Source organism: Corynebacterium ihumii, from assembly GCF_028609825.1.
Classification (GTDB): domain Bacteria; phylum Actinomycetota; class Actinomycetes; order Mycobacteriales; family Mycobacteriaceae; genus Corynebacterium; species Corynebacterium afermentans.
This window is the reverse complement of the sequence record NZ_CP063190.1, coordinates 1,726,950-1,740,574: the sequence shown is the minus strand read 5'-3', so window position 1 is coordinate 1,740,574 and position 13,625 is coordinate 1,726,950. Positions and strand designations below refer to the sequence as shown.

At 61.9% G+C, this 13,625-nt stretch carries 9 protein-coding genes; 3 read left to right on the top strand and 6 right to left on the bottom strand.

The window, feature by feature from the left end:
* Positions 1-5: 5 nt before the first annotated feature.
* The 5 genes from CIHUM_RS08430 to CIHUM_RS08410 all read right to left on the bottom strand — a co-directional run bounded on the left by CIHUM_RS08430 (position 6) and on the right by CIHUM_RS08410 (position 8,824).
* Positions 6-1,619, bottom strand: coding sequence for a hypothetical protein (locus CIHUM_RS08430; protein WP_148363830.1), 1,614 nt, complete (start codon positions 1,617-1,619; stop codon positions 6-8).
* 1,181 nt (positions 1,620-2,800) lie between these two features.
* Positions 2,801-4,660, bottom strand: a complete 1,860-nt coding sequence (locus CIHUM_RS08425; protein WP_034998249.1) for a hypothetical protein — start codon at positions 4,658-4,660, stop codon at positions 2,801-2,803.
* Positions 4,661-4,947: 287 nt separating this feature from the next.
* Positions 4,948-5,934 (bottom strand): IS481 family transposase, encoded by a 987-nt coding sequence (locus CIHUM_RS08420; protein ID WP_034998251.1) that lies wholly within the window; start codon positions 5,932-5,934, stop codon positions 4,948-4,950.
* On the bottom strand, positions 5,931-7,175 hold the full coding sequence (locus CIHUM_RS08415) for an MFS transporter (protein ID WP_034998252.1): 1,245 nt from the start codon (positions 7,173-7,175) through the stop codon (positions 5,931-5,933). Before CIHUM_RS08415 ends, CIHUM_RS08420 begins: the two co-directional genes overlap by 4 nt.
* The gene (locus CIHUM_RS08410; protein ID WP_049193109.1) at positions 7,172-8,824 is read right to left on the bottom strand and encodes an ABC-F family ATP-binding cassette domain-containing protein; all 1,653 of its coding nucleotides are present in this window, start codon (positions 8,822-8,824) and stop codon (positions 7,172-7,174) included. Before CIHUM_RS08410 ends, CIHUM_RS08415 begins: the two co-directional genes overlap by 4 nt.
* A 1,240-nt stretch (positions 8,825-10,064) precedes the next feature.
* On the opposite strand from CIHUM_RS08410, the gene CIHUM_RS08405 reads away from it, so the two are divergent.
* Genes CIHUM_RS08405 through CIHUM_RS08395 form a run of 3 tightly spaced genes read left to right on the top strand, consistent with a single transcriptional unit; the run spans position 10,065 to position 12,642 of the window.
* Positions 10,065-11,018 carry a ComEC/Rec2 family competence protein gene (locus CIHUM_RS08405; protein ID WP_051106324.1) on the top strand — a complete coding sequence of 318 codons (954 nt, stop codon included), beginning with the start codon at positions 10,065-10,067 and terminating at the stop codon, positions 11,016-11,018.
* A 44-nt stretch (positions 11,019-11,062) separates the two neighbouring features.
* Positions 11,063-11,998, top strand: a complete 936-nt coding sequence (gene holA, locus CIHUM_RS08400; protein ID WP_034998256.1) for a DNA polymerase III subunit delta — start codon at positions 11,063-11,065, stop codon at positions 11,996-11,998.
* Complete coding sequence (locus CIHUM_RS08395) at positions 11,995-12,642, top strand: LysE family translocator (protein ID WP_034998257.1); 648 nt, start codon at positions 11,995-11,997, stop codon at positions 12,640-12,642. The genes holA and CIHUM_RS08395 overlap by 4 nt, the downstream gene beginning before the upstream one ends.
* Here CIHUM_RS08395 and CIHUM_RS08390 read toward each other — a convergent pair.
* The gene (locus CIHUM_RS08390; RefSeq protein WP_034998259.1) at positions 12,639-13,625 is read right to left on the bottom strand and encodes a CE1 family esterase; all 987 of its coding nucleotides are present in this window, start codon (positions 13,623-13,625) and stop codon (positions 12,639-12,641) included. The two genes, CIHUM_RS08395 and CIHUM_RS08390, sit on opposite strands and share 4 nt — an antisense overlap.

Here is a 13,625-nt window from a genome sequence, read left to right as displayed (position 1 = left end):
CGCTCCTATTCACCCATGTCCCTGGCGGATGGTCGGTTGACGTCAGGGTCTGGCTTCAGCGCGTACGGATCGACGCGATGTTCTTCCGGTGCCGGTGACCACGACAGGCGTTTGGGCCGCACAAGTTCATCACGGTAGACCTTCGTCTCGGCCTCAATTTGCTTCTGGTCGGCGTAATCGCGGACCCCCTCGATGATCTTCTCGAAGTCGCGTATATACGCCTTACGCTGCTGCTCCAATTCTTTCCAGGCTTTCTGGAATGCCTTGGAGTACCTCTTGTGCGCCCTGTCATACGCATTCACATAAGCATCTGTGTAGGCATCGTCGTAACCGGTTGTAAAACCCTCTTCCCGGCCCCTCCAAAAGCCTTCTTCTTCGCCAATAGCGTGGCCATCGGGTTTTCCATCCTTAACGCCCTTGTAGTACCCGCTTGCGTAGCCTTTCTTGTGCCCCGTCTCTCTGGCTTGGTCCCTGGTCTTTCGGTTCTGTGCCTTGCGTTTGGCCATGTAGGCCTTGCTTTCTTCCTCAAACTCGCGCTGACGCTTAACGATCAGCTGCAGCAACAGGGCAAGCGCCATTGCTGCCTGGCGCTGCTGTGTATGCAGGCTTTGCGATTGGGCTTGCAGGCTGGACTCGCGCTTGTCGAGGTCAGCAGCCCTGGTCTTCAGCGAGGCCCCGGTATCCTCCAGATCCGCAGAGGCGGAGTCAAGCTCGCGTTCGCGCTGCATATTGCGTTCTGTGTGGAGCTCAATATCTGACCATGCCTCCTGCAGGGCCATGTACTCATCCTTGGATAGCCCACTGCCAGCACGGGGTGAGTTTTCCATCTCAATGTCGTAGCCCTTGTCGCGCATGAACTCCTTCATCTGCTTCTGCAGACCAGCAACCTTGACACGGCCGCTAATTACCTTTCCGCGCTTATTCTTGTTTGGGTGATCCTCCGAATAACGCAGATCACGATGCTGTGACCATGTTTTGGAAAACGCCGATTGAAGCATTCCGGGAAATTTTGAAGAAGGACCGAAATTATCCGCGAAAATATGTATGTGTGGGCGTGACTCATCGAAATTCAGTGCAAATCCATGTATCGCTTGCTGGCCCCCAGGCAATACCATTCCGAAGTATTCCAACACGTCCTGGAAATATTGATTTACAGCTTGTGGGTCTTTTGCAACCGAACGTGATCGCATTAACGGCTCACCATCTTCGTCATACTTTATGTCGCCGTTTTCGTCACGTCGGTAATACACGTTCGGTATTTCTCGCAGAAGCGAAATGGGTGCGTAAACAATAAACGTCGAGTATTCGTTCTGATTATCACGAGGCGCTCGATCTATTTGGAGATTGCGCCATTCTGCGTAGTGGACAACATCGCTGGAATCCATGCAGAGGTTGAACCCACCGTCACCGTCGTTGACGAAAGCAAGGTTCTTCTCAGTCTCTGCGGCAATGATGGAGTCGTTCCGCTCGGCGTACTTCGCCACCAACTGGGGGTCGAGATGGCGCATGCATTCATCGAGAAGGGCCTTTCGGCCGGTTGTTTTCGACTCCCTCTCACCGAATGCGTGGTGCTCGACGTGAAAGCCGGTACGTGATGCGTGATCTGGTTGCACGGTCATGGTCCTTACTGTGAAAACTTCATTGAACATGAGCCGCACCACTCATAAAAAGAAATCTACACTACCTCATATTCAATTGTCAACAACCGGGCTTGACAAATTTGTTACAAGCAATTTTTCGGGTTTGGTAGAATAAAGGATTATCGCAGTGTAACCGTTGTAAACATGAGATCGGGACGGGGCAGAAACGTGTGCAAAAGCGGCCCTAGTACGAGAAGCTGCACATGGGGTCACAACCGCGAGGTGTACACCCGTGTTCCTGGGGAAATGCGTTTTGAAACACGCGATTGCAGCCGGAATGCGTGGTACCTTCCGAGCAAAAATCCTGTCACCTGCAGATTTGATGCCGTTTGCGGCACGAGGTGGCGCCTTCTTGCGGGCCGTTTTCACGTTGAAAAGAGCCATCGGACTGAAATCGGCCTCTAAACCCGCAGGTCCTGAACCCCGATTTTGGCTCCGGACTGAAATCGGCTTTGTACCGGCCTCGACCCGCAATCCACACCCTGGGGAAGGCGTTTTGCGCCGTTTCAGGCCCATTTCAACGCCTCTGCGGCGTTGAACCAATTTTTCTGCACTTGGGGACCCCTCGCAGGCTATGCCGGGTCCCTGGCCAAAACCTTGCTGCGCTGCGGTTTTGTCCTCCCCGGCATAGCCTGCCCCCAAGTGCAGAAAAATTGTGATAGCCCCGTAGGACAAATCGGCGCTCCGCTGGATTTGTCTCACGGGGCCCTTGCAGGGGGCTACCGGCTGCCGCCGGAGGGCACCCACAGGCCACACTGCGCCCCCGACACTGCATGTGTTCGTGTCGGGGGCTTGGTGGCGCTGTGAGCGCCTAAACGGGCCCAGTCGGGCCCAACACTGCGCGCACTCGTGTTGGGCCCTTTGTGGGCATTGGGGCACCGACCGCGCCCGCCCCGGGCGCTAGTGGTGCAGGGGTGATCCTGGCGGGGCGATGGAGCTTGCCACCGACCACATTCGGTCACCCCAGGACCTGTACGACAACCAGTAAATGTGTTGTTGTCGCAGATCTGCCACAATTTGTGTTGAAACTGTCACGTAATGTTGAGAAAAGCGATGAAAAATCTCGAGAATGTTCATCAGATTTGGGCTGCTTGCTGTCTCGCTACCATTACGGCAATGGCATAGTCTGCATTTGAACAACGTATGTGAAGTGGAGTGACTTACACATATTCGAGCTTTGAGTCACGAAGTGCAGGGATAGGTTTCTCCAACTCGCCAGTCAATCGTGCGTATGATTCCCAAACCTTAAGTTTGATTAGTGCATCATCGTGGTTCGCATATTGAAATGCAGACAATTCTTCTTTGACCTTATTAAAATCGCACTTTTCAAACGCATTCCATGCGGGGGCCCATTTGGACAACTTCCACATATTCGATAGTGAATCTGTGAGATTGTACCGTTCTAGTATTTTATAATATTTCTCCTGGGTTTCATGGAGATCATCTCCCGGTGAATACTTGCCCCATTGGTACATCGAACGGAGAATGAGTTGTGAGCGGGTATCAATATCTTTGACGCTAGGGAGGAGGGGTTCCTTCTTTGCTACAAGAAGATCCGAGTAGTCGTCTCGAATGAAGAAATTCCCGTTCTCGTCTATGTCTCCAGATGGCCCTAGGTCATCACTGAACACCGCTGGGGGCGTCGGTTTTGGTGGCGCTGAAGGTAGTTGCTCTATTGGCTTTGGAGCATCGGCTTTAGCACTCGCTGTGGCGCCCTCCGTCGGGTCTGCAGGCCTCTCAGTGGCTACTGGTGCCTCGGGGGCCTGCTGTGTCTCTTGGGGCTCTTCTACGACCTCTGCCTCAATGATTTCGGGGTCTTCTGCGGTGTTGCCTTGGGCCTCCAGACTGAATGTGGCATAGAAGTCCTCCGGTGCCACACGTGGTGTCATGCGCTCCCGGACCAAATCATCCGCTGCAATAAGCTCTTTAAGCTGTTCGTGCTGGATGCGCTCCGCGCTGGCTTTGATGACCTCATTGTTGGGGTAGAGGCGCGCCGTCTCCATCATCTGTCGCAAGTTTTGCCGGACGCGATTTCCAGCGCGGAAGCCTGACCCCGGAGCATCATCGCCTAGGGCCTCTTCGAGGATGGAAACCTTGAAACTGTCGGTGTCGACCTCAACCAGAATCGGGAAGGTGCGCCCAAGCTCCCGGCTTGCATCGTCCTGGCCCTTGATCACTTGGGTAAACTCTTCGAGCAGCTGTGCTTTGAACTGCTCTATCGGCATTTCGCTCATCACTACACACGTATCGTGTAGAAACGCTGTTTCGCCCTGTGAGGTCTTGACAAACCGCGCGTTATCGAACTGATCTGGTTGCCGCTTGAAGAAGCTGACCAGCTGCTCGCTGCCACCGAGTGCGTGCTTGATGGCGCCTAGGGTGAAACCTTCCCGTTGGGTTCCACGCTCCACACCGCGCAGCATCACCAGCCGCTCACCCTCGTACCGGCTTAGAGCCTCCAAGGTGTCCTTTTCGAACTCCTTCTTCCTCTCCCAGTACTTACCGTAGTCGGGGATACGGAAGTCGAAGACCTCTTGCTCGCTGCCAGCCAGCACTTGTGCTGCAGCTTTGCAGAAGGGTGCCGCGTCGAAGCTGTCTTCAACCTGCAGGTAGAACACGAGGCGATACGAAGGTGGGCGCTGCTTAACAAGGTAGGCATGTCGCGCATTCCGCAGGCGCTTTGCATCTGCCTTGGCGCCGAGCTGCAGCGCCTCCTTGGGCATGATCTCACCTCGGACCACTCGCGTATAGGGGTCATTGGGGAGCCTTTGTGGCGTGTTGGGCTTGCCCATAAGCTTGTACCGCTCATAGCCCGTTTCCCAATCCCACCCTGGCGAAGTTACAAGATCTTCACGAGGGTAGGGCTCCTTGTTCGCATGCTGCGGTGCATCGTGCAGCATGTACTCGATAGCAGGGTAGAAGTGCTTTTCTGCACCAGCGTGCTTCCAGACCTTCTCCTCGGGCACGCCAAAAATCTCCGCCCATTGCGAGCGAGTGCGTGCGGCTTTGGAGCGATGCAACATTACAACCAAGTGAATGTGTGCCTCTGGCGTACCAGGCTTGTGGACTATGAAGACGTAACGGTCCGCGCCTATTTGATCTAGCGCACGTTGTACAGCCTCTACACTCCACAGCTGTTGTCCAGTAGCCGGGTTTGTCAGGTACTGCATTATCGATACGCATCGAGACGTTTTGGTGTTCCAGTAGTGTTTGTTCGCCATGTGCACAATATACACTTTTCGGCAGAAATACACAATGAGTCGAAAAGTGTATCTGGAAAAGTGTATATCGCAGTGTATCGGCAGCGTATCTAGTTGTACTGCTCGGGGACGTTGATCAATCGTGAGAACGGCGGCTGGTTGTCGCAGGCCGTGTGCGGGCGGTGCTGGTTGTACTGGTGCAGCCAATCCGGCAGGGCGTCGCGTCGTTCTTGCTCGCTGGTGTAGCAGCGGGCGTAGGCCCACCCGTCGGCCATGGTCCGGTGGAAGCGCTCTACCTTGCCGTTGGTCTGCGGCCGGTACGGACGCGTCCGCTTCGGGGTGATCGAGAGGGCCTCGCAGGTGTCCCGCCACAGGTGCGAGCGATAGGCGCCACCGTTGTCGGACAGCACCCGCTCCACGGCGACGCCGCGATCGGCAAACCACGCCACAGCCCGATGCAGGACCCCGACCGCGGTGACGGCGGTCTCGTCGTCGTGGACCTCGGTGTACGCGACGCGGGAGTGGTCGTCAATGACGGTGTGCACGAACGCGTACCCGAGCCTGGGGTTGTGCCACTTGCTCTTCGGCTTACCCGGTGTCGCCGTTCGGTTGTGGTCGCCCTGGCGGCGGCCGACGTAGCGCCAGCCGCCGCCGTCGGGGATGTTCCCGAGCTTCTTCACGTCCACGTGGACCAGGGAGCCGGGGTGGGGGTGTTCGTACCGGCGGATCGGTTCGCCAGTCTCGCGGTCCATGTAGGAGAGCCGGTTCAGTCGGGCACCGGCCAAGATGCGGTGGACGGTCGAGGGCGCGATGCCGAGTCGGGCGGCGAGCTGCACGGGGCCCTCACGCAGCCGTATCCGCAGGCTGACGCACCGCTTCGTCGTCGCCTTGTCCGTCTTGTTCGGTGAGGTCTTCGGCCGGGACGAGCGATCCTGCATCGACTCGCCGGCGCGATAGCGGTCGACCCACCTCTTCACGGTCGGCCAGGAGACCTGGAAGCGGGCGGCGACTTCGCTGATGGGCCAACCGTCGTCGACGACGAGCTGGGCCACCTTGAGCCGGTGGCGAGGTGTCAGGGTGGCGTTGGCGTGCATCACTCCTCACCTGCTGCGACGGGCGTCGTCCGCGGCGTTCGGAGTTGCCCCAGGACTGCAAGGAGGATCGTCGTGGCGAGCGGCACGAGTCCGGCGGCGATGAACAAGCTGGCAGCGGCGATGTGTCGGCTGAGGAGTCCGGTGAGTGCGATGGACAGTGGCATGAAGGCGATGGAGATGAAGAAGTCGAGGCTGGCGACTCGGCCGAGCATCTCCAGCGGTACGTGTTCCTGCAGGACCGTGCCCCAGATGACCATCCCGACTCCGATCGACGCACCGTAGACCGCCAGTCCGGCGCTGATGATCCACGGATTGTTGGTGAGTGCGGGGATGGCCAGTGGAAGGCAGCCGAGTGCCCATGCGCCGACCATTACGGGCAGGAAGTGTGAGGGGGTGGGCCATGAGCCGGCGACGAGGGAACCCACCAGGCCGCCGACGCCCAGAACTCCGAGGACGACTCCGTACACAGCCGGACCGTTGTCATGGGTCGAGCGTATGACCGCGGGCAGGAGAACTTCCAGCGGACCGGTCACGGCCAGGCCCATGGCGGCCGCCAACAGCACGCTGGAGCGAACCCAGCGCGTGCGGGCGACGTAGCCGAACCCGTCGAGCAGGTCCCGCAGCGCAGAGGTGGCCGGAGCTTCGGCGTCGGTCTCGGCTGAGCAAGGGGCAGGAAGCCGCAGGGCGGCGATCAGGGCGAGTCCGAGCGCGCCGGCGATGAGGTACCCGCCCGCGGCGGGCATGCTGGCACCGATGACCGCTCCGACGGCGGCGGGCGCAATTGCCTGTCCGACCAACGGGCGGGCGGCGCCTTCGAGGCCGTTGACGGCCATTAAGTCGTCGCCGTCCACCAGGACTGGCACCAGCGCCGTGTAGGCGGGGAAGAAGAATGCGGTTGAAGTGCCAATGATGAACGCGGAGACCGCGAGCATCCAGAAGGTGACAATGTCGAGGATTGCTGCCGTGGACGTCGCGGTCGCGATGGTGAGGTTCAGGGTGAGCACGCTCACGATGACGGACTTATTGGGGAACCGGTCTGCGATTACGCCAGCTGGGAGGGATCCTGCAAGCAGGCCAATGCCGCTCCAGACTACGACACCCGACAGGGCGGCTGGCGTGGCGCCCAGGTCGAGGGTCTGCATGGCAAGGTAGAGGGCCCAGGCACCCTGGGCGAAGATGGTCAGCACCATCGCTGCGAACAGCTGACGGTACGTGGGGATGGTCAAGGGGTGAAGCGGGTTCATGGCATGTCCTTCAGGTCAAGGTTCAGGTGGGGCCAGTCGGCCAGGTCGTGGAGCATCTGACGGTCATGCGTGGCAACGATCACCGCGCAGGAGGTCTGCAGCAGCTCGGTGGTGATGTCGTCGACGAGGCTCGATGACAGATGGTTGGTGGGCTCGTCCAGGAGCAGCAGGTCTGGATCCTGGGCCAGACACATGGCCAGGTGGAGACGGCGTTGCTGTCCTTGCGACAAGCGCCCCACCGGCGTGCCGGTTGCGGAGGCTTCGAGCAGCCCGAGCGAGCCGAGGGACGGCGCCTGAGCTCGACGGCCTAGCTTCGCCAGGTAGGCCTCATAGACCTCGTGTGCGGGGCTGGAGCGGTCCCAGTCGGGGACCTCTTGGGACAGCAGAGCGATGCGCGCTCTCGGATTAACTCGCACATGTCCCGTGGTGGGGGCCAGCCGCCCTGCGAGAAGTGCCAACAGGGTGGATTTTCCCGCGCCGTTCGGTCCGGTGACCACCAACCGGTCACCGCCGTTCACGTCGACCGAAACCGGAGCGTCCAATCGGCCCTTCACAGTAACCTGGGTGGCGTTCATGATGCTCTGTCCGGCACGGGTTGCCGAGGCGGGCCACGCAAGACGCAGTGGCGGCGCCGGGACGCCGATTTCATGACTTTTCAGGTCTTCGATACGTCGGTTGAAGGCTTGGACCACTCCAGCAGCGCGTGTGGCACGTTGGTGCTTGCCTGTGCCCTTTTCAGGTCTCCATCCACCCTGGGACAGGCGGGAGCGTGCGTCGGCGGCGGCGCGGGTCAGTTCCTGATGCCGGGCGACCTGGGCGGCATGGTCTTGCTCCCAGGCGGCCCGTTCTCGTTGCCGCCCTTCGATCCAGCCCTCGTAACCGCCCGCGTAGGTGCGCGGAAGGCCATCGCGGGTCGGGTCGAGGTCCAGGAAGCTGGTCGCCACGTCGCGCAGCAGGGCGCGGTCGTGGCTGACTAAGGCCAGGCCACCGGGGTGGTCCCGCAGGCGCTCAGTCAGGAAGGACAGCCCTGCAGCGTCCAGGTGGTTGGTGGGCTCGTCCAGCAGCAACAGGTCAGGGGTCGATCCGAGGGCGACCGCCAGCCGTACCCGGTACCGCTGGCCGACCGACAAGGTCGACAGGACCCGATCGCGGTCGCTACAGGCGTTCAGGCCCGCCAGGGCGATGTCAACACGGCGGTCTGCATCCCAGGCGTCCAGCCGCGTGGCCGCCTCGAGTGCGGCGGAATAAGCGTCGGCCGCGTCATCGCCCGCGGCCAGCGCCGCGGTAGCCACGTCGAGGGCCTGCAGAGCGGCCCTGGATGGGGCGGTCGCCTCGGCAATGAGGTCACCGACCGTGCGATCGCCCTCGGTGGCCATGTCCTGCTTGACCAGGACGAGGGAACCCACCCGGGTCACCACTCCCGAGTCGGGTTTCAAGATCCCCGCCAGTATATGGAGCAAGGTGGTCTTGCCCCGGCCGTTGTCGCCGACGATCGCCAGTCGCGACCCGGTGGAGACGGTGACGTCAGTCCCACTCAGCAGCGGCCTGTCGCCGAGTGTCAGGTGGAGTGATTCAGCGCGGATGTGTGCAGCGGGCCCTTGGGATGTCCCGATCCAGGCACATGATCGTAAAGGTTCTGTGGTTGGCATTGCGTACTTTCAGCTCGTCATGGAGCCGGGCACCACGAAGCGGCCGCCCGGCAGATGGCCAGGACGGCAGACGAGAGGTCATAAGGGGTCCCGCCGCCGTCAGCGGACGGAACGCAGCTTCATCGAGGCGATGCCTGAGTACATGCGGCCGAGGATACAGAGCCCGGGCGATGCCACGCAAGTCAACTAACGTCCCCGGTCAGTACATCTAGTGCTCTGCCGGTTGCGTTTGTAATACACAAATACACATTGATGTGTATGTGAGGACGCAAATGTGTATTTGTGTATCCGCCCGCACTGGCGCAGTGTGGGCCAGCTCGCAGGGGTAAAATGTGCTGCAAGCTGGCCCAATGGCGCCCTTGGGTACCGATACCGGGGGAACAACGTGCGCCGGGGTGATGCTCAAACAGAAGCCGAACATGGCATTGGAAAGCGAACAGCATCCGACTGGCGCGTACACATTCAAAAGTGTATCGGGTGTATACCAAGGAAGTGTATGACCCGCGGGCGCGCGCACGCACGTATATTTATGCTGGTAAATTGACATGTACTTGTGTGTTCGTTTTTCCGCAGGTACACAAATACACTTTTTGCACACATATAGAGCAGTAGTAACTTTAGAAAAGTTTTGAAAAAAAGTGCGAACGGGCGAACACGGCCTATTTTTGCCACTATTTTCCCAGCTCACGTCACCTTTGTGGCTGTTCGGGCCAAAAACCCGTGAAAACGAACGTCTAGCAACACGCCTGGTCAGGGAGGGGATATGTGTTCGTCCGATTCTCGCGAAAAACCGCACACCTTCCGATGTGGGTTCGCGACACGAGTACACCCCCAGTGCGATCAATTCTCACTGGGGGTGTGTTACTTCACTGCGTGCATCTCGCCGTGCGAGGGCGCTGCCCTTGCAGGACTCGCTGCAACAGTGCGCGCTGCTCGCGGTTGAGCGGTGGTGCATCTTTTGCGACGCCCTCTGCCCATCTAGCAACCGCAGCAGCCTCATCATCGGGCTTACGTGTCATCACTTTATCCAAATTCTCAAGCGGAACTAGGCGTGATGAGGACCTAGTTCCTTTCACGTATGCAGAGCGGAGCGTAAGGCCGACTCTGCCTGAACAGATTTCGCCGGTGGCAATCACCGACAACTGTCTCCTAGCACCATGGCTTTGTGAAAAGAATTGATGACGGCACAGAGTTTACGCTGGTTATCAACATCTGTCTATACGCACCTAGGCTAAACACAATGTCTGGGGCGAATATCGGCATTGTGGCCACCTTTGCCACGGTGGCGGCGGCTGCGATAGGCGCGGGGCTGCGCGGCAGGATCGCCGCCTCCGCGGTTGCGCTTTTGGTCTACGCCGCGCTGGTGGGGCCAGAGCCGAGCGTGCTGCGCGCCTCGGTGTCCGGCCTTGTTGGGCTGGTCGCCGTGCTTGCCTCCCGGCAGGCCGAGCCCATCCACGCGCTGTGCCTGTCCGTCGTCGGGTTGGTGCTGGTGGATTCAGACCTTGCGGTGCACTACGGGTTCGCCCTGTCGGTGGCGGCGACGGCGGGCATCATGGCGCTCTACCCGCTGCTGTACCGCGCGCTGGCGGTGACCGCCTGGCCGGACATCCTGGTGCGGGCACTGGCCGTGGCGGTGGCGGCGGACCTGGCCACCATGCCGATTGTGGCGCTGATGGCGGGCAGAGTCTCGCTGGTCTCTGTCGGCGCCAACGTGTTCGTAGCGCCCGTGGTCGGGCCTGTGACGGTGCTCGGCCTCGTCGCCGCTGTGTGCTCGCTATTGCCCGGCGGTCTAGAAGGGCCGGTGCTGTGGTGCGTGGAGCCGATGGCGTGGTGGGTGCACACGGTCGCACGCATCGGCGCGGGACTGCCCGGTGCGACGGTGTCGGCGACCCCGCTTGCGGCCTTGGTGGCCTACGGGTGGGTGCTCGCCGGGTTTTTGGCGGGCCACCCCCGCGCCACCGCATGCGCAGCGGCCGCCTGCCTGGTGGTCTTCGCTACACCTGAGAAACCCGCGCCTGTGGACCCGGCCGGGCTGCGCGCCCACGTGGTGGACACCATCGATGCGGTGGAGCCGGTGCCGGAGTGGGCCCAGATCGTCGTCGTTGTGGAAGGCGGCCCACCGCGCGGCCGCCCAGTAGCCACGCGGGAGGGTATCCCCGTCATCTTTCCCAACGATGAAACAGAAGGTGCCTGACACGGTGGAACGGCAGTCTGTGCGGCAGCGGTGCAGGACGTAAGATGACGCGCATGCTCAACCCCGTGCACTTGGTGCTCGGCGAGGACGATTTCCTCGCCGAGCGCGCAACCAAAGCCATCGTCGCCCAAGCCGGCGAGGGCGTGGAGGTGACCACCCTGCGCGCCGGCGACGTCTCCGAGGGTGAGATCGCGATGGCCACCAGCCCGTCGCTGTTCGCGGAGGACCGCGTAGTGGTGGTCAAGCACGCGGAACTTGCCGGCAAGGAACCCACCGAGATCCTCCTGCAGGCGTGTGTGAACCCCGCGCCGGGCATCACGCTGATCGTCGAGCACACCGGCGGCGGACGCCAAAAGGCGATGGTGAAGAAGTTCGCCAAGGTCGCCGAGGTGCACAAGGCTGATGCGCTGAAAGACAACGAACGCCGCTCCTGGCTGATGGAGGAGTTCCGCAGCCACGGTGTGCGCCCCACCCCGGACGTGGCCGCCGCGGTGCTGGAATCGGTCGGCTCGGACCTGCGCGAGCTCGCCTCCGCCGTCAGCCAGCTGGTCAGCGACACCGAGGGCGAGCTCACGGTCGAGTCCGTGCGCGCCTACTACGTGGGCGTTGCTGAGGTCGCCGGTTTCGACATCGCGGACCAGGCAGTGGCGGGACGCGCGGACCGGGCGCTCGCCTCGACGCGCCGCGCGCTGCAGCTGGGCACCAGCCCGGTGTCCATCGCGGCGGCGCTCGCGCGCAAGGTCGGCGACATCGCCAAACTGCACGGCGTGCGTGGCAACCCGGACCAGCTGGCGCGCACCGTGGGCATGCATCCGTACGTGGCGAAAAAGACCATGCAGGTGGCGCGCCAGTGGAGCGGGGACGCGGTCTCGCACGCGGTGATCATCGTCTCCGATTTGGACGCCGAGGTGAAAGGCCAAGGCGGCGACCCGGAGTTTGCCCTCGAAAACGCGGTGCGACGCATCGCTGAGCTGGCATGATCGCGCCGGGCGATCTCGCGGTCATCGTCGGGCTCAACCTGGTCGGCGCTGCCGCCCCGGGCCCGGACATGGTCCTGCTCATGCGCACGGCGACCCGCTCGCGAAAGCACGCCTGGGCGACCAACCTGGGCATCCACACCGGGGCTGCCCTGTGGTTCACGCTCACCGTCGTCGGCGCGGCGGCGCTGCTGCACGCGGTGCCGCAGGCCGTCGCCGCCATACAGGTCGTCGGTGGTGCGGCGCTGATCTGGATGGGCCAGCACAACCTGCGCGGCGGGTTGCACGACAGGCACGATCCACCTGCGGACCTGGATGAAGCGGTGCAGCGGTTGGGCTCGGTGCAAGCTGCCTATCGACGAGGCGTGGCCACCAACCTGGCCAACCCCAAAATCGTGGTCGCGCTGACCGCCATGATCGCGCCGCTTTTGCCCGCGAACCCATCACTGACAACCGCGGTGATTGTCATCGCCGCGCTCTGGCTCAGCTCATTCGCCCTGTTCGGGGCGGTCGCGCAGATCACCTCGGCAGAACGGGTGCGCCGGAAGTTCCTCCGCGCCGGGCCGTACATCGACATTGCCGCGGGCGCGTTTTTCATGGTGGTCGGCGCCGTGCTCATCGCCCGCGGGCTGGTCGGCGTGGTCTAGAGGTAGCGGCGCAAAAACTGTGCCGTCCGGTGCGTCGCGCTAGGCGAGTCGAACCAGGTGTGGCCGCCGCCCTCGACGCGCTCGATGCGCACAGGTGCGGAGCAGAGCTCGAAGTCGAAGGTGGTGATGCTGCCGGAGCGCGATGTTGATGCCACCATGGTGCAATCGTTTTTGCGGGCGAAGGTGCGCGCCACGTTCTCCACGGACTCGAAAGGCGCGCCGTGGCGGAAACCGCCGTTGTAGCCCACCACGCCGTCGTTGGTGCCGTGCATGATCATCATCGGTACCTCGCCGCTCGTGCAGCCGGCGACGGTGGGGGAGTAGAACGCGCCCGCCACCGATGCCACGCCGCGTACCGTCTCCGGGGCGTGGCAGGCCAGCGCGGCGACCATGCCGCCGCCGTTGGACAGACCCACGGCGACTGTGCGGGAGGTGTCGGCGTGGTAGCGCGAGGCAACGTCGTCAAGTACGGCTTTTGTGTACGCGACATCCTCGTCGATGCTGGTGTCCGCGTACGGCGCGCCGCCCCACGCATTGTCCACGCCCTGGCCGTAGACCACGATCGCGTCCGGGAACTGGCTTTCCAGGTTGGAGTAGTCGTGCATGTTGCGCGAGGTGTGGTGCCAGCCGCCGAAGCCTAGCACCACCGGGTAGGACTTCTCCGCGTCGAAGCCGCGCGGCAGCACCACGTCGTAGGTGCGGGTGCGCCCATCAACCTGCAGCGAGTGGGTGTGCTCGCGCGAAGGCGAGGTGACCTTGCCGTTTTTCACCATCGGAATCGCGATAGCGATGCTGGCCAACAACGCCGCCAGCACCCCGAGCGCGCGCACCTGCTCCGGGTCCACGCCCGGAGCGTAGCGGGCCAATAGCGCCTCAAACTCGGGGGAGGAACTTAGCTGCTGCGCCTCGGCCGGCGCGACCGGCAACGACAGCGATAGGGAGGTGGCAAGCGCAGCTGCGAGCGCGCGGCGTGAGTGTTTCAC